Raw genomic sequence first — 19137 nt, 5'->3', positions numbered from 1 at the left:
ACCACTAGAGACACCCAGCTTTTTTATCCTATCAGACTGTTTTCGACATCATTCCTATGCTATTGCACTGGATGTATTTTCGGCAACAAATTTATCAATTGTTTATAATTTATGGGCAATAAATAAAAAACAGTATTCAAGTTAATTAATTTTCTATTTGCAGAATTAAAATTTTATCTTTAAGCCAACCAAGCTCTATATGAAACCCTGACTTATTCAGTGACAATTCAGCAAATTGTCATACAAAAATGACATACACTTGTCATACATTTATGGATAATGTATTACGAGAAATAGTATCAGGATGACGTCTATGTTCGTAGTAGGGGATGCGAGCCCCTGATTTTATAGGTTTTCCGGGCGTGGGGTTAATTCATCTTGCTTAGGTGTGCCACGTCACTACACCCCACTTACACCTCAAGCCACGCCAGTAGCCAGTAGGTTGGGTTGACGCTTGTTACCCAACAGGCTAACCCCTGTGCAGCGCAGCGGAAATTACCCGCCCGTTAACAAGGGACAATCAGATACCCCCAACCTGAGTGCCTTCTGATACTGAAGTTAGGTTGAATGGCACTGACTGGTATGTTGGTGGGCAATGCCCACCCTACGCTATATCAAGAGTTTCGGCGAGCCAAAAATGCAAATTTTCAGTACCATTAAAGTTAGGTTACTCTACCCTTCAAGTTCTCCTAGGCGAGTACGAGAAGTCTCAGCCTACTTACCTCAACCCAACCGACAAAAGTATTCTTGCCTAAAATGGTAAAAATGAGTTTCCTGTAGGAATTGCATCATGGTGGAACCGGGGACAGCTTTGAGTAGTGTCGGCGCTTTAATCGTTAAAAACTTAGAACTCAAAGAGATTTGGCTGAAACTACAGCAGGAAAAGCTGGAAGAGTACGTTAACGATTTCTTCAAAGACTGCCTCAGAGAGGGGGTACTGTTAGCCTCACCGGATATCCTCAAAAAAGCCTTACTGGAAGCCTTAGCCCAATTCTTGAAACTCATCGAAGACGAACTATTATTTGAATGTGAGTTAACCGGAGCAGAAATCCGCGACACCTATCAAGTCGAAATCGGGCGGTTTATCCGAGATGACGAAGTAAAACCGCTATTGGGAAAAGTCTTTGAAAAAGATTGTCGAGTCATAGACGCTAATCAATTAAGGATAATCTGGGTACAGCGCTATTCACCCGATATGCCGACTGGGTTTAACTGGGATGGGGTTGCCAAGAAATATGTCAAGGAAGTGAAACGCCTTGTCCGAAATTCGCCAAAATTAAAGGAACTGTTAGAATTAGAGATTCAGGAATCCATAGAAGAAAAAGTTCGAGAAATTGCTGGAATTCCTCCGGATTTTAATTTACCCAAATATCAAGAGGGATTACGGGAACGCTACAGCAACTTAAATCTATCCAGTTTAGAGACAACAGGCTGCGCCTATAACCAACTGAAACTCTGGCAAATCTTCATTCCGCAAAATGTGCGACAAGTTCATCAGGTATTACCCCAAGTCTATGAACTGCCCAAAGAACATCAACGGCGACTGCGAGAGAGTAATCAACTCGACACAGATATATCCATCGAAGAGTTAACCGAATATAAACAGGTTTATTCTCAACAGCCAATCCGCCCCATCAATGAAATTATTAACGATAAAGATAACTATCGATATCTGGTGATTCTCGGTGATCCGGGTTCAGGCAAATCCACCTTATTGCAATATTTGGCATTAGATTGGGCAAATTCTACACCCAATGATGCCAGTTTCCAGCCGATTCCCCTGCTGATTGAATTACGCACCTATATGCGAAATCGCGATGCGGGACAATGTAAGAATTTCCTGGAATTCTTCCATGATAGCAGTGGGATTGTCTGTCATCTGAATCAGCATCAACTGGTGGAACAGTTAAAAGCCGGAAATGCTTTGGTCATGTTTGATGGCTTGGATGAGGTATTTGATCCGGGCAAACGGGAGGATGTGATTACTGATATTCATCGCTTCACTAATGATTATCCTGATGTGCGAGTAATTGTCACCTCTCGCGTGATTGGCTATAAACCACAGCGCTTAAGAGATGCTCAGTTTGATCATTTTATGTTGCAAGATTTGGAGGCAGATCAGATTCAAGATTTTATTACCCGTTGGCATGATTTAACCTTTACCGATAAAGCAGAAAAACAGAGGACGCAGGAACGACTACAACGGTCAATTGATACCTCAAAAGCGATTCGCAAACTCGCTGAGAATCCCTTATTGCTAACCATGATGGCAATATTAAATCGCAATCGAGAATTACCCAGAGATAGACCCGAATTATATAACCAAGCCTCGCAGGTATTGCTGTATCAATGGGATGTAGAACGGGCGTTAGTCGAACATCAACAGTTAGAGATTCAAACCATTGATTATAAAGATAAACAGGCGATGTTGCGTCGGGTTGCTTATCAGATGCAAGGGGCGGAGAAAGGGTTGGCGGGTAATCTGATTGCGGCGGATGAGTTAGAGCAGATTTTGACAGATTATCTGAAAACCTTAGATATCAACAATCCTAGGGCGGTGGCGCGGGTGATGATAAAGCAACTGCGGGAACGTAATTTTATATTATGTTTCATGGGGGCGGATTATTATGCCTTTGTGCATCGGACGTTTTTAGAATATTTCTGCGCCTGGGAATATGTTTGGCAGTTTGAGAAAGAACGAACAATTTCTCTGGAGGAGTTGAAAACCGAGGTTTTTGGCAAGCATTGGCAGGATGAGTCTTGGCATGAAGTGTTACGGTTGATTGTGGGGATGATTGAACCAAGGTTAGCTGGGGAGATTATAGATTATTTGAGGAATCAGTCGGGGGAAGCGGCGAGGTTTATTAATGTGTTTCTAGCGGCGGATTGCCTTTCTGAGGTGCGGAATCGTTCGGTAATTGCATCGACAGCAACTCAATTACTGAACCAGTTAAAAGGGTTAACCCAGTACGACTTACATTATTATTACGAACCATCTTCTATGAGGGAATTCATTTTAGTTCGAGAAATTCGTATTCAAGCGGTTGCGGCAATTGCGACAACCTGGCATGATTCTCCAGACACCTTACCTTGGCTGAAACAAAAAGCCCAATCTGATGATGATTCGACTGTGCGACAAGCAGCGGTGCAAGAATTAGCTAAAGGCTGGAAAGATGACCCAAATACCTTACCGATTCTCAAACAAAAAGCCCGATCTGATCGCCATCATGATGTGCGACATGCAGCGGTGCAAGAATTAGCCAAAGGCTGGAAAAATGGCCCAGATACCTTGCCTTGGCTGAAACAAAAAGCTCAATCTGATGATCAGTGGGATGTGCGATATGCAGCGGTAAAAGAATTAGCCAAAGGCTGGAAAAATGACCCAGACACCTTACCGATTCTCAAACAAAAAGCCCAATCTGATAACGATGAGGCTGTGCGACGTGCAGCGGTGCAAGAATTAGCCAAAGGCTGGAAAGATGACCCAGACACCTTACCGATTCTCAAACAAAAAGCCCAATCTGATGACGATTGGCGTGTGCGACTTGCAGCAGTGGAAGAATTAGCCAAAGGCTGGAAAGATGAGCCATGGCTATTTGAATTATTACGCGATCGCGCTCTGAATGATCCCTTTGTGCGAGAGAAGGACTGGCAAAACAATCCTCGGCAATTAGCACTTGAAATCATTATCAAACAATATCCTGATAATCCCCAGACTCTACCCTTGCTGCGCGACAGAGCCGAAAATGATCCTGATGAAAAAGTTAGGGAATTTGCTCAGAATAAATTGGCACAATTCGATAACAAAAAAAGCGATATATGATATAATTTTAAACATAAATTTTGTTTGCACAATCCAATCTAAACAACGTTAGTGTTAACTTAAATTGCACTGACTTTAGAGTTTGTAGTCAGCGCTTTAGCGCTTCTGGCACTAAAGTGCCTACTACGAACTTAATTCAGCGACATTCGTGTTAAATGTGTAGGGGCGGGTTTCACAACTATCTTTTTGGTTGCACCCAGATGTGACTAAACCCGCCCCGACTCAGATGTTTATAATTCCCCTGAAAACAAAGGGCGACCCGTTCAAATTGAATAGATACAATTGTCAATTTATGCAAGCGGGTCGCCCCTACAGGATAATCTTATTAGAGAGGCAAATTTTGATACAATTTAATCAATATCCATCAACGACAACACAACAACTTATGACTAAGTAAATTCAACTTAGGCTTTAATACTATGACACTCGCCAAAGAAGAAATCATTTATCCCTCTAGTGATGGTAAACCGATAGCAGACAGCACCCTTCAATATCAATGGATTACCAAAATCCAAGGCGGCTGTGATGCTCTATTTAAAGATGACCCGAATGTATTTGTAGCCGGAGACTTACTTTGGTATCTGTAGGGTGGGCATTGCCCACCAGCATGCCAGTCAGTACCATTTATCCTAAGTTATAGCAGTAGACACATCGATTAGGACAAACACACTCTCTGGAGACGTTCCACCGGAACGTCTCTACGAATCCGATGTGTCCTAACTGTCTTGGCGGTTGCTATAAATCCAAAACTGGGCGCACGTCTGTCATTGGTGTCAACTTAAGCTGAAAAGTTTTTCCCTGTCAGAGTTTGAATCTCGTGACCTTAATGTTAACCCCCCTTAATCCCCCCTTGCTAAGGGGGGAAATGTTTCCTCCCCTTGCCAAGGGGAGGGTTAGGGAGGGGTCAGCTCAAGGTATTGCTTTCTTTTTGTAGGTTAAGTTGACACGGATGCACGTCTGTGCGCCCCTACGATAAAATAATGATTCAATTTCGCCGATATAACATCCCCGGTAACTGCGACACTAACCCCTCTAATTCCAACTGCAACAAAACACTAGAAACCTCCGCCACTGTCATCCCTGTTTCCTGGACAATCACATCTAAGGGCGTCGGTTCAATCCCCAAAACCTGAAACACCTTTGCCAACTCTGGCGCTAACTTCGGCGTCATTTTAACAGGTTCTGGCTCAAATAAAGACAACTGTTTCCCGGTATCTAATTCCGGTATCGCCCCCAACATTTCCAACAAATGCCCCTCACTCAAAATCACATTTGCCCCCCGACTCAATAATCCCAAACATCCCACAGCATTAGGATTATCCAACGAACCCGGTAACGCATACACATCGCGACAAAACTCATTCGCTTGATACGCTGTAATCAACGCCCCTGATTTCGTCGGGGCTTCCATCACCAAAACCGCCCGACTCAAGCCGGCGATAATTCGATTGCGTTGGGGAAAATGAGGGCGATTCGGCTTGGTTCCTGCCGGATATTCACTTAATACCAATCCCTGTTCTAAAATAGTCTCGTACAGTAATTTATTCCTAGGCGGATAAATCACATCAATTCCTGTACCAAAAACGGCTACCGTCCTCCCACCAGCCTCTAAACATCCCTTGTGGGCTTCGGTATCTATCCCGGCTGCCATTCCAGATACTACAGTAAAGCCTTTTTTTGCCAGCGCGGCACTAATTTTCTTTGTCCAACGCTTGCCATAATCGGTTGGTTCGCGAGTTCCGACGATCGCAACCATCGGCTTCATCCCCTGATTTTCCTGCCGATCAACCTGTCCGTGGTAGTACAATACTGGCGGCGGACTAGGAATCTCTAGCAATAAGCGGGGGTAATCGGGATCAGCAGGTGTCCAGAAATAGGGATTTTTGACACAGTGCTGTTCCAGAAACTCTTCGGGGTTGAGGTGCGATCGCGTCTCCTCTACTGCTTCGATTAACCGCAGCCCAAACCCTTCTACCCTACCCAACTCCCTCGCTGGAGACGCCCAAGCCTCTGCCAAGGTGTCAAAATGCTGCTGTAGGCGTTGCAGCAACACCGGTCCCACACGAGGGACTTGTGACCAAGCTAACCAATAGGCGCGATCGTCTGGCAATGGATTGTCCTCACTATCAATACGTTCAGTCAATCAAATTGGTTCAGGTTGAAACAACAGAGGAACAGCAGAAACGATTAGACATTAATGAATGGGAGCAATAATCATCTCTGAGCGGGATTTTTCGGTATTACTAGCTAGAGCTAACGGTACGTTATAATCTAGAGTCTCTAGTAGATAATTGCTGCATTCTAGTTCCGGTATAGATGAAAACATTTTGATTTGATCACAAATAGTTAACTCAAAGGTTTTCACGACTTTGTCTAGGCTAAAGTCACTGTATGCCATATCATATTAAGGGTTGATTGGGATGAAACTTAAGGGTTGATTGGGATGAAACAACTAACAGGCAGCCTTTAAATGATATCGCCCGGTCGGTCAAACCCGCCCCAACACATCGGCTGGGAAACACTTCAAAAGCATGTCTATACATGGCTTTCATGCCAATTGCCAGGATAATTACTCCTCAATTAAGAATTACTTGCATTAACAGGTACAATAATCATCTATCCACTCCAGTGCAGCGTGGTCAACCTGAGTGAACCCTTGGCAACTTCGCCAAATCCCAGACGGGCTAGGATATTCATCTCTGGTGGTAACGGATCACCAATAACGGATCGCACTTCACTGGTACTCAACTCAAATCACGGCAAAACTGGTCACTAATGAAAATTACTAGACGTAGTATAATTGGACTCTGCTCTGGACTCGCCCTATTCGTCGTGGCGGGCTGTTCAAGTCCCAACGAACAAGCTAATACGGCAAATACTGATGGTGCGACGGGTAATACAGCCGATGCGGGTGAAATTAACCTCTATTCCGCCCGTCACTATGACACCGATGATGCTCTCTACGAGAACTTCACCGAAGAAACGGGGATCAAGGTGAACCTGATTGAAGGGGACGCCGATGAGTTAATTGAACGGATTAAGAGTGAAGGGGCAAACAGTCCGGCTGACGTATTAATTACCGTTGACGTGGGACGCCTGTGGCGGGCGCAAGAGGATGGATTGTTGCAACCAGTTTCCTCAGAAACGCTAGAATCAGCAATTCCCGCCAATCTACGCGATTCCCAAGGACAGTGGTTTGGGTTATCCAAACGGGCGCGAATCATCGTCTATAACCAAGAAAATGTTCAGCCAGAGGAACTCTCCACATACAAGGCTTTAGCCGAACCCGAATGGAAAGGACGGGTTTGCATCCGCAGTTCCGAAAATATCTACAACCAATCCTTAGTCGCCTCTAAGATCGAAAGCAAAGGAGAACAAGAGACAGAAAACTGGGTAAAAGGCTTAGTGGCTAATTTTGCCCGTCCCCCCGAAGGGAATGACACCTCCCAAATTCAAGCCGTAGCAGCGGGTCAATGTGATGTAGCAATAGTCAACCATTACTATGTTGCCCGTCTCAAACAGTCTGATGCGGCTGAAGATCAAGAAGTAGCCGAAAAAGTGGGCGTGTTCTTCCCCAATCAAACCGCCGATGGGACTCATATCAACATCAGCGGCGGCGGTGTCGTTATCAATGCGCCGAACAAAGACAATGCGGTTAAGTTTTTAGAGTATCTGGTTACGCCAGAAGCCCAAGAAATCTTTGCCAATCAAGGGAATGAGTATCCTATCGTGACGGAGATGGAAGCCAATTCCGTTGTCTCTAGCTTTGGTGAGTTCAAGGAATCGGAGTTAGATGTCGTCACTTATGGAGAAAAAAACCCAGAAGCCGTTAAATTAATGGATCGAGCTGGTTGGAAGTGATCCTAATCCTTTAATCCCCGTGGGGGAAGGTAGAATCATTTAACTTGTAGGGGCGGGTTTCACTACTAACTTTTCGGTTGCACAAGAAAGGTGACTAAACCCGCCCAGACGCTTCTGGCATCGCGTCTCTACTCAGGTTTCTAGACTTCTGGTGAAAAGTTAGGATATACCGTAGGGTGGGCATTGCCCACCAACCCTAAGGAGGTGACATTCAACCTAGAGGCGTACAACCTCAGGTACGCATAGAGGTAAACTAAATGTTCAATACCAAAACCGAGCGTGTCATCAGTGTGACCAACATCTAACACCCCCACCCCAATCTCTGTAATAAATCCGTGAAATCAGTGTGACCAACATCTAACACCCCCACCCCAATCTCTGTAATAAATCCGTGAAATTAGTGTTATGGCAGATTCAGTTATGGAAAACCGCGACTACACCCTAATCATCGACAAAAGTGGCAGCATGTCAACGCCCGACCAACCCGGTGGACAAACCCGTTGGTATACTGCCCAAGAGTCCACTCTCGCCCTTGCCAGAAAATGTGAACAGTTTGACCCCGATGGTATCACCATTTACCTCTTTTCCAGTCGGTTTAAACGCTACGATGGCGTTACCTCAGACAAAGTAGCGCAAATCTTCCAAGAAAATGACCCTATGGGGCGGACTGACTTGGCTAGTGTACTTCAGGATGCTATTAATAACTACTTTCAGCGCAAAACGGCGGGACAAACTAAACCTCAAGGGGAAACCATTTTAGTAATTACCGATGGAGAACCCGACGATCGCAAAGCTGTGATGCGAGTAATTGTGGAAGCGTCGCGTCAAATGGATCGGGATGAAGAATTAGCCATTTCCATGATTCAAGTGGGCAATGATTCCACAGCAACGCGATTTCTCAAGCTCCTTGATGATGAATTGCAAGGGGCGGGTGCTAAATTCGATATCGTTGACACCGTTACCCTCGATGATATGGCGGATATGACGTTACCCGAAATCTTGCTGAATGCCATTCAGGATTAATCCTCAAGCAGGGTGGGTTTACTCCAGTTATTAGTTTAATTAATAACGTGATCAGTCAAACCCGCCCCTACAAATTAATTTTCCTTGTTCCCTGTTCCTTTTATAGATTTTTATTATGCCAGATCGAGATTACACCTTAATTATCGACAAAAGCGGTAGCATGTCCACACCGGATCAACCCGGTGGAAAAAGCCGTTGGGAAACGGTTCAGGAATCAACCTTAGCTGTTGCCCGAAAATGTGAACAGTTAGATGCTAATGGTATCACTGTTTACCTGTTTTCCAGTCGCTTTAGACGCTACGATAATGTTACCTCAGATAAAGTGACTCAAATTTTTCAAGAAAATGAACCGATGGGGCGTACTGACTTAGCCTCTGTCCTCAAAGATGCCACGGATAACTATTTTCAGCGCAAAGCCGCAGGAGAAGCAAAACCCGATGGGGAAACGATTTTAGTGGTTACTGATGGCGAACCCGATGATCGTAAAGCCGTGATGCGGGTGATTATTGAAGCATCGCGTCAAATGGATCGAGATGAGGAATTGGGAATTTCGCTGATGCAAGTTGGGAATGATCCCACAGCGAAGCGATTTCTCCAGATTCTGGATGACGAACTAGAAGGGGCGGGTGCTAAGTTTGATATTGCTGACACGATTACCCTAGATGACATGGCGGAGATGACGTTAGCGGAAGTCTTGGTGAACGCGATCGCGGATTAATCTCTTGACCACCGCTCATGCTGCATCGGGGTTAGCAGGCTTTTTTTGTTGTCCCCTCTCCTATGAAAAAGCAAACCAATCAATTCAGTCATCTCACCGCCAAAGACAGAGTTTATCTATCATTCCCTGGACAGCTTCTCCTCGAAACAAATCGGCTTCACGGTAAAATTCTAGACTTTGGTTGTGGCTTTGGCAATGATGTTAAACTTTTACAGCAAAAAGGCTTTGACATCACTGGGTATGACCCTTACTATTTCCCAGAATACCCCAATCATAAATTTGATACCATCCTATGCTTTTATGTTTTAAATGTTCTGTTTGCTGAAGAACAAGCAACTGTTCTCATGAACGTTTCACATTTGTTAAAACCGGGCGGAAAAGCTTATTATGCCGTGAGGCGGGATCTAAAAAAAGAAGGGTTTCGAGAACATTATATTCATAAAAAGCCGACGTATCAGTGCATAGTTAAACTGCCCTTCCAATCCCTTCACCTAGACGAGTATTGCGAAATTTACGAGTACGTTCATTATAACCATCAAAGACATTCTGAAAATAAGTGCCTCTTTTGCAACCCTCGGAAAAATCTCCGGATACTCACCGAGTCAGCAACGGCTTATGCCATGTTTGATGGTTATCCAGCTAGCATTGGTCATGTCTTGATTATTCCTAAACGTCATGTCGCCAATTATTTTGATCTGGACTTTAAAGAACAATCTGCCTGCTGGTTTATGGTAAACAAAGTGCAAGAATTTTTAAAGGATCAATTTCATCCGGATGGGTTTAATGTGGGAATCAACGTGAATAAAGAGGCGGGACAAAAGATGAGGCACACAAGTATTCATATTATCCCTCGTTACCAGGGGGATGTTACGGGAGCCAAAGGTGGAATCAGATATGCGATTCCAAAGGTTACAAGTTACCAGTTTGACCGGAAATGATATCATACCAAATCCGCCTTGAGTATCCCCTTTTTGCCATCTAATCCCCAATCTTATCTAATGATGAATCTGTAGCCGGAGAAGGTAGTGACCCAGTTGAACCTTGCCAGACCAAAGTTCATAGTCAAGTTCCAAATGTTGGGGTAAGGGGTGTCCCTCTAGTTTCAGCATCCGGGTATAGTTTCGCAGTTGCAAAGACTGATGGTTTTTCTTCGAGGTTCCCTGAAGCCAATAACGACTGATACCATACACCCCTCGCTCCCAACGGTGACGATAACTCAAGTTACCATTTGCCTGCATTGTCATAATCACCCGATAGGGGGAAATTTCTAGCCACAAAAGTCGGTGCAGAGTTCCCTTGACCCCATTAGTGGGATCAGTTTGAGGTGGGTGTAGCGATTCCCCTCCGGGGAGTGGGGGTTCTCTCAAGAGCAAATGAAAGCGATCGCGTTCTTTTTGATACAGTGTAGCCGCTGTTTCGATAGTGAACCAAATCGGCAGATCAGTCGATACAACCGAAAGACAAACCGGCAAGCGGTGATGTGTCAGCATGGATCTTGCAAGTGTAAGAGACAATTGACATCCTCCCCAAAATACTTCGTATTAGTTGGGGATTCCAAAAATCGCTTTTTGGATTTCCTGGTTCGCGGACACTTATCTAGGTCAATGACCGGAATCCGGGGATGAAAAGGCAACCAGATATAGCAGTAGACACATCGAGCAAGCACAAACAAACTATCTGGAGACGTAAGGCGTGGAACGTCTCCGGAGAATCTTATGTATCCTAACATCCTTGGCGGTTGCTATACCTCCTGATTCGTCGATATGCTCATTCTAGAGTACAAAGCCAAGAAAGGGAAAATCAGTGACCCGTGAGCAGTGACCGATTAATAATTAACGCCTGTCCCTACTTCATCCCCTTTTCCGCTTTTCTAGCTCGTCTGGCACTTTTGCCAAAGGCGAGAAATCCAAAAATCAGCCAAGCGATGAGAATTCCGCCCGTGAGAAACAACATGGAAACTAGACCGAATTTAGCAATAAGACTGGGTGCGGCTGCGGTGAATAATCCGCCGCCAACAATGGGTTCAAAAAACAACTGTTTGTAAGCAAAACTTTCAAAGGCACCCGATCGATTGTCGGGGTCAACCATTCGCAACAATAAAATACCTGTTGCGGTGACTCCCATGGATTGTCCCAAATCACCCAGACCCCGTTCAAACCAGTAGGAGGGAATCACGCGAGGGGCGAGATAAAGGAAGGCAAAAATGTTCCAAGCTATCCCAGCGATACTCAGAATAATAAAAGAACCAAGGTTGGCTCCGATTACAGTTAGAGAAATTGTTGCTAAGGCGGTAACGATGACGATATCTAAGGCTACCCCAGCAATATTATTCATTAGGGGTCGAATAATCAGCGGATGGAGTCCCAACCGTTCCATCAACAACTGCACAATAATCCCGCCAACCAGCGCCATGGGAAATAGGGGGACATAGGTCATCATTTCAAATCCCCCCCTCCCCCATGTCAAAGACTCGATCCAAATTAATCCATTAAGAATCAGCCAACCAATCGCGATCGCTAATCCGACAAAGCCGAAGTTCAGCGACAGCGGATCAACCAACATATTCCGCATCAATCGCGATCGCGCCCTCCGAATTTGCGGGGTTTCACTGTGGGTGTAATCCTCAAACCAGTCGGGTTCAGCCACGTTTTGCTGAACGCCTTGAACATAGCCTTTACGTCTCCCCCAATTGGCAAGTACTGTTCCCGTCACAATCCCCGACACAATCCCCACGGTTGCTAATCCTACAGCTAAGTCAGCGCCATCTGGAAAACCCAATTCTTGAAACGTTCCCGCCATCCCAGCGGCTGTACCATGTCCCCCTTCAAAGGCAATTTCAATTAAAGCCGCCGCCGTCGGATCAATATCAAAGAAGGGAATGAGGATCAGCATTGTTAGTAAAATACCCACTACATATTGCCCCCACGCCAGACTTTGACCAAATACCACTTGGGGTGCGGCTTTATTCCAGATGTCCCGTGGATTAGGAATCGATTCACCCAGAAACAAAGCGGCGAAGACAATATTGATGAACACCCCCGGAGACTGTGACCACACATCCCGAATGGATTCGGGGAATAAGCCATTTGCCAGGGGTGAAGTTGAACCTGCGATCGCACCCAGCACTTGAGGTCCCAACAACAGCGCCACCACACCGGCGACAATTGATTCGGGAATGTAGAGTTTCTGTATCCAGCGGACTTTTTGGTGAATCAACCGCCCGACTAGAATTAGAAGTGCAACCAAGATGAAGGCGAAAAGGGCATCTTTAAGATTAAGCATGGAAAAACCAACGATGCGGTAATGTTTGATTTTATCCTGTCTCCGTGTTTTTCAGATGCTTCATCCACTTTCAGGTGTGGACTACCTCGAATAATACAAAATCCGCCTTTGTTACTCCCTTTTGCCACAGCGATTAAAATCGCTGCTACACTTGCCCTTGCGTCCCCTTAAAAATAACTGAATTATAACGGGGGTGGGGAACCCGGATTTAGGATAAGAAGTAGAGACGTTGATTTACAGTAATTATAAAAACAACAAATTATATTTTTTAAGGGTAATCTTAACCCAACAAGCATTTTTGAAAAGGAAGTTTAATCGTCATCTGAGTTCCGACATTCGGTTGAGAAACACAGTCCAACTCACCGCCATGTTGACTCACTACAATTTGGTGAGCAATGGATAGTCCTAATCCTCTGCCTTTACCGACAGGTTTTGTGGTAAAAAATGGATCAAATATTCGAGGTTTTACAACTTCCGTTATACCCACTCCATTATCGATAATATGAATAATGACTTGATAGTTATCTTGAAGAGTTGTTTGAATTTTAATAATTGGGATATTTTTAAGGGAATAACCGTTAACTTTAGCTTTTTCTTTATCCCTTTCTAATGCCTCAATAGCATTATTAATAATGTGAAGAAAAACTTGATTAAGTTGTCCTGGATAGCATTCAAACAGGGGCAGATTGCCGTATTCTTTGATAATTTGAATCCACGGCTGTCCGGCTGAGTTTAATAACCGATATTGTACCAGAAAAAGAGCGCTTTCTATTCCTTCATGAATATCGACCGATTTGCGTTCAGCTTCATCGATTCGGGAAAACTTTCGCAACGATAGCACCAGTTCTCGCAGGCGTTCAGTGCCAATTTTCATCGAACCCAATATTTTGGGAAAGTCTTGGCTCAAAAAGTCAAGATTCACATCGGTTATTTTGTTTTGTAGACGAGGGCTAGGATTTGGATACTCCTGTTGATAAAATTCCACTAGCTCCAACAAGTCTTGGGTATAATATTCAATATGGGATAAGTTGCCATGAATAAATGTGACTGGGTTATTAATTTCATGAGCAATTCCAGCAACCATCCGACCCAAACTGGACATTTTTTCACTCTGAACTAATTGAGATTGAGTTTGCTTGAGTTCGTGGAGGGCTTGTGAGAATTGTTTGTTTAATTGACTCAGCCGCAGTCCCGAACGAACCCGGGCTTGCAATTCACTAGGTTCAATGGGTTTCGAGAGAAAATCATCCGCCCCCGAATCTAAACCTTGGACGCGATCGGCGACGTGTTCGCGTATGGTAAGTAGAATCAGAAAGATGGTTGCTAATTGCGGATCTGCCTTGATCCGACGGCAAACTTCTAAGCCATCGAGTTTGGGCATCATCCAATCACAGATGATTAAGTCAGGTTGAAGTTCTTTGGTTTTTAGGAGTGCAGCTTCTCCATCTTCCGCCAGCAGCACTTCATGACCTTCACTTTCTAACAACTCTTGGAGAATGATTTGTACCGTTATATCATCATCAACGGCGAGGATTTTTGCCATGGTTACTTGTCATTTGTCATTTGTCATGTTTTAGGGAACTCTTAACAAGGAACAGGGAATAGGTGATTCATAATTCATCCATATTGCGGATATATTCGCAAACCGCAGCCAGTTGTCGTTCTAACTCGCCAACATTTTCTTTGATAGCGGCTAGAGAACCCGCACGTCCAAGGTTTTCGACTTGGGCGGCTAATTCTGCGATCGCCTCCATACCTAAATTGGCACTCGATCCTCTCAGCCGATGGGCTTTTGCATAGATTTGTTCATAATCTTCGGCGGTAACTCCGGTTTGGATATCCTTTAGATCTGCTTCAGCATGTTCGATAAAAGCTTGCAATAGTCGTTCTTGAGCCGATTTTTTACCGAGGGTGACACGATCAAGGTGTTCCCAGTTAATTGGGGATTGGGGAAGTGTTGAGTGTTGAGTGTTGAGTGTTGAGTTTGAGGCAAGTAGGGAAGAGTTTAGCCCATTTCGTTTCGCTGTTGACGATAACATTTGTTCAGAACTGGCGCTGACTAATCCTTCGCGATCCTCGATGACATAGTTTTGAGTTAACTCCCCATTTCCCTTGTCTTCTGTGTCTGTGTGTTTCTCCATCTTCTGATCTCCCTGTCCGTCACGATTTTTGTTAATCTGGGTTGCCCAATACTCTAACCTTTCGCTCAACAGTTGCTCATCGACGGGTTTACTAATATAGTCATCCATACCGACTGCCGAGCATCGTTCTCGGTCTTCGGGAAACGCATGAGCAGTTAGAGCAATAATAACTGGATGATGACGACCGTAGCGCTCAATCAATTTGGTTGTAGCAGCGTAGCCATCCATAATAGGCATCTGACAGTCCATGAGAATGACATCATAGGATTTTTCCTCGACTAATTCCAGGACGATTTGACCGTTGGCAGCACAGTCGGCATCATAACCCAAAATTTGTAACTGATTGATAATAACTTGTTGATTGATGGGGTGATCTTCAGCTAAGAGGATATTCAGAGGAGTCGCCGGTCGTCTGTGAGTTAAGTCTCCAGTCGCTGTATTTTGGGCTAATTCTTCCTTCTGCTGTTCTTTCATCATTTCGGGCGCTACAGCCGCCATTAAACTATCAAATAGCCGTGAGGCTCTCACCGGCTTGAGCAAATAACTAGCCGCTCCCACAGACAATAATTCTTCGACTTGATCCCGTTGATTCATCGGGGTCATAACGACGGCTTTCGTTTGGCTCAACCCTGGGTCAGAGCGAATGGTTTGAATGAGCGACCCATCCTCGACTTGGGGAAGTTGCCAATCACAGATCACAACATCATAAGGCTGGTTAACGGCAGCGGCTTGGCGCAGGGCATCTAGAGACAGTTCGGCTGTGTTGGCTTCATCAATCCCCATTCCCCAGGTATTAACTAAGTAACGCACCGATTGGCGGGTGGTGCGACTTTCGGAAACGACTAACAGTTTCAGATGAGTGAGGGCAAAGGGAGTGCTGGGGGGTTCCGAGAGTGCTTGTTTATCAAATTTTGCCGTAAACCAGAACGTGGAACCCTTACCCAGCTTACTTTTGACGCCAATTTCGCCGCCCATCAAGTCTACCAACTGTTTGCAGATAGCTAGTCCTAAGCCTGTCCCACCATATTGACGGGTGGTGGAACTATCGACTTGGGAAAAGGATTGGAATAGTTTTTCTTGCCCTTCAGGGGAAATGCCGACTCCCGTATCCGACACCTCAAAGTGGAGCGTGGCATTTTTGGAGGTAGCAATTTCTAAGGTGACATGGATAACCACTTCCCCTTGGGGTGTAAATTTGAGGGCATTGTTGGTCAGATTTAACAAAACCTGCCGTAGTCTAGCCGGATCACCTTTGAGTTTTCGGGGGACTTGGCGGTCAACTAAGGTTGCCAGTTCTAGGTGTTTAGCTTCGGCTTGAGTGGCTAGCACATCAATAACCGATTCGATACAGCCATCCAAGTCAAACTCAATGGTTTCGAGTTCCATTTCTCCAGCTTCTAGTTTGGAGAAATCCAGGATATCGTTGATGATTGTCAGTAAATGGTCAGCACTACGGCGAATGGTTTGGGCATAGTCTCGCTGTCGGGGCGTGAGTTGAGTCTGTAACAGGAGTCCCACCATACCCAAGACGCCATTCATGGGGGTACGAATTTCATGACTCATGTTTGCCAGAAACTTTGACTTAAACCGTGCCGCTTCCAGTGCCGCTTCTCTGGCTTCGACTAACTCGTTAATTGGGTCGGCGGCAATGACAATCCCACCAACCTGACCATCAGGAGTATACCAGGGGTTAATTGCCCAGCGCATATAAACGATAGAACCATCGCTACGTTCCCAGATATCTTCTGGGTTAGTAATGACTTGTCCTTTAAGCGCCCGTTGATAAATCTGTTTCCACTGTTCCGGTATGTCTGGGATCACTTCGTAGTGGCTGCAACCAATGATGGACTGCTCCTCAATCCCTTGCACCATGAGCCACTTTTGGGAATGAGCCATATAGCGCATTTCTCTGTCAAACATCGCCATTGCCATGGGCGCACTGGCAATGACTTGTTGCAGTTGTCGGCGCTCTCGGTCTAATGAGTTTAAGGTGCTGTCTAGGAGTTGGATTTGGTCTTGGGTTTTAGCGTACAGATGAGACTGGGTGCAAGCACTGGCAATTTGTTTAGAAATCGCTTCTAATAGTTCGATGTCGCTGGAACTATTAGACCAAGCTGTGGGGTGGATACAGATTAAATAACCTCTTGCACCGGTTTGAGGATGGATGGGAACGACTAAATAGTGACCTTTTTGCAGGGTATAGGTTTGAGGGGAAGTCACAGGGATAGGAGGATGGGTGGAGAGATGATTATCCTCTTGTGTGCCTACATCAGAATCATCGGATTCATCGCTAATGGTGGAAAGGGTTAATTCTACCGTCTCACCCTGTCGTAATTGAGTCCCCAACTTACCTGGAGGATTCATCGTTAGCTGTCTGCCATTGCCAGACAAACTGCCCTGGGTGTATTCGTAGGCAATCGTCAACGTCTGTTCGTCTAGCAACCAACCCAAAATAACTCGCTCTAAACCGAGCAGCGCCGTCAGTTCTTCTAGAGTGGCGGGTAAGGTTTGGTCTAAGTCGAGGGACGAATGGATGCGATTGGTCAAGCGGTTAAGCAGCGCTTCTTTGGCTGCTTTAGCCCGGGTTTCCTCAAAGAGTTTCACCTGTCGTCTGACGAAAAAAATGGCAACGACTAATAGAGTGACCATGACAATCGCCAGCAAATTTAGTGACCACAGAGCGCCCTCTATTTCTTCATCGTTCATGACTAAGGCAATTGACCAATCAGCCTCTTGAAGCGGAACATAAGCCACATAGACGGATTCCCCCGCCAGGTTTGCCATTTGAATTTCTTGCTTTCTGTCTACCATCTGGCGAGCGATCGCGGCTAGATTAGGTTCTGGGGATGCTATAAAACTGGGAGTTGGCTGGTCGAGTGTTCCGATTGTCTCTTGGTCTGGATGGACAATAGGCACTCCCTGAGAGTTTAAGGCAAAGGCATAGCTTTTCTTGCCATAGGAGATGCTTTCTACAACTTCAGCCACCCGGTCAATATCGATAGCGCCCGTTACTACCCCAATCGGTCGAGGCGGCTGAGGTGGCATGGCTTTGATGGGTGCAGCAACGATAATCACCGGTAATTGGGTTGTCCGACTAAGCAGCGGATCTGAGACGTTAACTTGTCCATCTATCGCTTTTTGGAAGTGTTTACGATCTTTAACATTCCCTTGACCGTTATCAGTCGTTTGAAAATTCCCATCGCCATCGGTTATGGCAAATGCTGTAAAATTCCGACTTTGCGTTACTTCCATCTGCAAGTACGGTTTAATCTGCAACCAGTCCATCGAACGTACCGTGGGGGTATTGGCAATAGTTCTGATTTCAGCCTTCAGGGTGGCTAGCCATCGGTCGATTTGACTGGCTTCTGCTTGCACGGAATTGAGCGCGTTTTGCTTGATGTTTTCCAAGATGAGCTGGCGCACTCCCAAATAGCTGACTGTCGCTACTGCACCAATCGCCACCGTTGTTACACCCACTACCACCCAGACCAGAAAATGACGAGGACGCCAAGATTTGTGGAACTGTGCCGATAGTTGCTGATTACTGTCTCTGGCGAGCATTTTAAAAAAGGGTGGCTTTTTCATCATGGGTCAAACGTCAAAATTCGGGACTGGGTTTAGATTGTGGGAGTGGTGGATCAATTGACACCTCCTGGGAGGAGGTATTTTCATCATCTATCAGCAGTTGACTAGGATTCTCAACAAATTGGAGATAGTATAGGGAAGCCGGGAAATTTCTCGATGCTTCTTACAGGTGTCTAGTTTCCTTGTATCACATCCCTGCTAGACATTGAGTGCTAGCTACTGAGCTTGGCGAGCGCTTTTCGTCGTCAGCAGTTAATTCGCCACGATAAGGTTGGATGCTCGTTGTCGATTATAAATTCAGTCCTTCGCTCTGGGGCTACTGATTTGATCTCCAGACCTTATCGGAAATTCATCAGGACTACTAGCGCAAGAACGACAGGAGTGCGGGTTTGATACCAGGGTTTTGACTTTTTGACAGCTCTCGTCTGATAGATATTAGAGTAAACCAAAAAAGTAAAAAAATCGATAACTTTTATCATTGTACATAGTCCCCAATAATCTTTACCATCCGATTTTGAGCCTACCCTTATCCAAAACTATTGCTCACGCTTCTGATTTAATGCGGTATAATATCAGTCGGGATTTTTGGAGTGTTTATGATCTCTCAAGCTTAAAAGAAGGAAGCCGTGAATCCAGTTTTAGATGTTGGATGTTAAAATCCTTTCTGCTCGGTTATTTCAGCCCTTTCTTTGTCAAATCAATCC

12 protein-coding genes and 1 pseudogene are annotated in these 19137 nt (G+C 45.2%); 6 read left to right on the top strand and 7 right to left on the bottom strand.

The window, feature by feature from the left end:
• Window positions 1-790 precede the first annotated feature (790 nt).
• The gene (locus ACLGGO_RS15590; protein ID WP_446419977.1) at window positions 791-3823 is read left to right on the top strand and encodes an NACHT domain-containing protein; all 3033 of its coding nucleotides are present in this window, start codon (window positions 791-793) and stop codon (window positions 3821-3823) included.
• Between the two features lie 419 nt (window positions 3824-4242).
• Window positions 4243-4404, top strand: a pseudogene (locus ACLGGO_RS15585) (Uma2 family endonuclease); the annotation flags it as partial.
• Between the two features lie 404 nt (window positions 4405-4808).
• On the opposite strand, the gene dprA reads toward ACLGGO_RS15585, so the two are convergent.
• The 3 genes from dprA to ACLGGO_RS15570 form a co-directional block, all read right to left on the bottom strand.
• The gene (gene dprA, locus ACLGGO_RS15580; protein WP_446419996.1) at window positions 4809-5933 is read right to left on the bottom strand and encodes a DNA-processing protein DprA; all 1125 of its coding nucleotides are present in this window, start codon (window positions 5931-5933) and stop codon (window positions 4809-4811) included.
• Window positions 5934-6017: 84 nt separating this feature from the next.
• Window positions 6018-6221: a hypothetical protein gene (locus tag ACLGGO_RS15575; protein ID WP_446333997.1), complete on the bottom strand. Its 204-nt coding sequence runs from the start codon at window positions 6219-6221 to the stop codon at window positions 6018-6020.
• A gap of 218 nt (window positions 6222-6439) precedes the next feature.
• Window positions 6440-6571 (bottom strand): hypothetical protein, encoded by a 132-nt coding sequence (locus ACLGGO_RS15570; RefSeq protein WP_446333998.1) that lies wholly within the window; start codon window positions 6569-6571, stop codon window positions 6440-6442.
• Between the two features lie 27 nt (window positions 6572-6598).
• Here ACLGGO_RS15570 and ACLGGO_RS15565 point away from each other — a divergent pair, with 27 nt between their 5' ends.
• The 4 genes from ACLGGO_RS15565 (at window position 6599) to ACLGGO_RS15550 (ending at window position 10363) form a co-directional block, all read left to right on the top strand.
• Entirely contained in the window at window positions 6599-7684 is a 1086-nt protein-coding gene (locus ACLGGO_RS15565; protein ID WP_446419976.1) for a Fe(3+) ABC transporter substrate-binding protein, read from the top strand.
• A gap of 420 nt (window positions 7685-8104) precedes the next feature.
• Complete coding sequence (locus tag ACLGGO_RS15560; protein ID WP_446334006.1) at window positions 8105-8707, top strand: vWA domain-containing protein; 603 nt, start codon at window positions 8105-8107, stop codon at window positions 8705-8707.
• A gap of 115 nt (window positions 8708-8822) precedes the next feature.
• Entirely contained in the window at window positions 8823-9425 is a 603-nt protein-coding gene (locus tag ACLGGO_RS15555) for a vWA domain-containing protein (protein WP_446334000.1), read from the top strand.
• 62 nt (window positions 9426-9487) lie between these two features.
• Window positions 9488-10363 (top strand): bifunctional class I SAM-dependent methyltransferase/HIT family protein, encoded by an 876-nt coding sequence (locus ACLGGO_RS15550; RefSeq protein ID WP_446419975.1) that lies wholly within the window; start codon window positions 9488-9490, stop codon window positions 10361-10363.
• A 57-nt stretch (window positions 10364-10420) separates the two neighbouring features.
• Here ACLGGO_RS15550 and ACLGGO_RS15545 read toward each other — a convergent pair whose 3' ends face one another.
• The 4 genes from ACLGGO_RS15545 to ACLGGO_RS15530 all read right to left on the bottom strand — a co-directional run bounded on the left by ACLGGO_RS15545 (window position 10421) and on the right by ACLGGO_RS15530 (window position 18436).
• Window positions 10421-10915 carry a hypothetical protein gene (locus ACLGGO_RS15545; RefSeq protein WP_446334002.1) on the bottom strand — a complete coding sequence of 165 codons (495 nt, stop codon included), beginning with the start codon at window positions 10913-10915 and terminating at the stop codon, window positions 10421-10423.
• Window positions 10916-11270: 355 nt separating this feature from the next.
• A complete protein-coding gene (locus ACLGGO_RS15540; RefSeq protein WP_446334003.1) occupies window positions 11271-12707 on the bottom strand; it encodes a sodium/glutamate symporter in 1437 nt (478 codons plus the stop codon).
• Between the two features lie 280 nt (window positions 12708-12987).
• Window positions 12988-14250: a sensor histidine kinase gene (locus ACLGGO_RS15535; protein WP_446419974.1), complete on the bottom strand. Its 1263-nt coding sequence runs from the start codon at window positions 14248-14250 to the stop codon at window positions 12988-12990.
• Between the two features lie 67 nt (window positions 14251-14317).
• Window positions 14318-18436, bottom strand: a complete 4119-nt coding sequence (locus tag ACLGGO_RS15530) for a response regulator (RefSeq protein ID WP_446419973.1) — start codon at window positions 18434-18436, stop codon at window positions 14318-14320.
• Window positions 18437-19137 lie beyond the last annotated feature (701 nt).

Origin of the sequence: Coleofasciculus sp. (genome assembly GCF_046565525.1) — a bacterium.
Taxonomy (GTDB): domain Bacteria; phylum Cyanobacteriota; class Cyanobacteriia; order Cyanobacteriales; family Coleofasciculaceae; genus Coleofasciculus.
Note: the sequence above shows the minus strand (reverse complement) of the source record. Positions and strands in the feature narration are given on the sequence as shown.

What these genes read in the sequence shown, in the direction of transcription:
- ACLGGO_RS15540 (WP_446334003.1), bottom strand. Translation starts at nt 12,707, where the DNA reads ATGCTTAATCTTAAAGATGCCCTTTTCGCCTTCATCTTGGTTGCACTT.
- ACLGGO_RS15575 (WP_446333997.1), bottom strand. Translation starts at nt 6,221, where the DNA reads ATGGCATACAGTGACTTTAGCCTAGACAAAGTCGTGAAAACCTTTGAG.
- ACLGGO_RS15560 (WP_446334006.1), top strand. Translation starts at nt 8,105, where the DNA reads ATGGAAAACCGCGACTACACCCTAATCATCGACAAAAGTGGCAGCATG.
- ACLGGO_RS15590 (WP_446419977.1), top strand. Translation starts at nt 791, where the DNA reads ATGGTGGAACCGGGGACAGCTTTGAGTAGTGTCGGCGCTTTAATCGTT.
- ACLGGO_RS15565 (WP_446419976.1), top strand. Translation starts at nt 6,599, where the DNA reads ATGAAAATTACTAGACGTAGTATAATTGGACTCTGCTCTGGACTCGCC.
- ACLGGO_RS15550 (WP_446419975.1), top strand. Translation starts at nt 9,488, where the DNA reads ATGAAAAAGCAAACCAATCAATTCAGTCATCTCACCGCCAAAGACAGA.
- ACLGGO_RS15555 (WP_446334000.1), top strand. Translation starts at nt 8,823, where the DNA reads ATGCCAGATCGAGATTACACCTTAATTATCGACAAAAGCGGTAGCATG.
- ACLGGO_RS15530 (WP_446419973.1), bottom strand. Translation starts at nt 18,436, where the DNA reads ATGATGAAAAAGCCACCCTTTTTTAAAATGCTCGCCAGAGACAGTAAT.
- ACLGGO_RS15535 (WP_446419974.1), bottom strand. Translation starts at nt 14,250, where the DNA reads ATGGCAAAAATCCTCGCCGTTGATGATGATATAACGGTACAAATCATT.
- ACLGGO_RS15545 (WP_446334002.1), bottom strand. Translation starts at nt 10,915, where the DNA reads ATGCTGACACATCACCGCTTGCCGGTTTGTCTTTCGGTTGTATCGACT.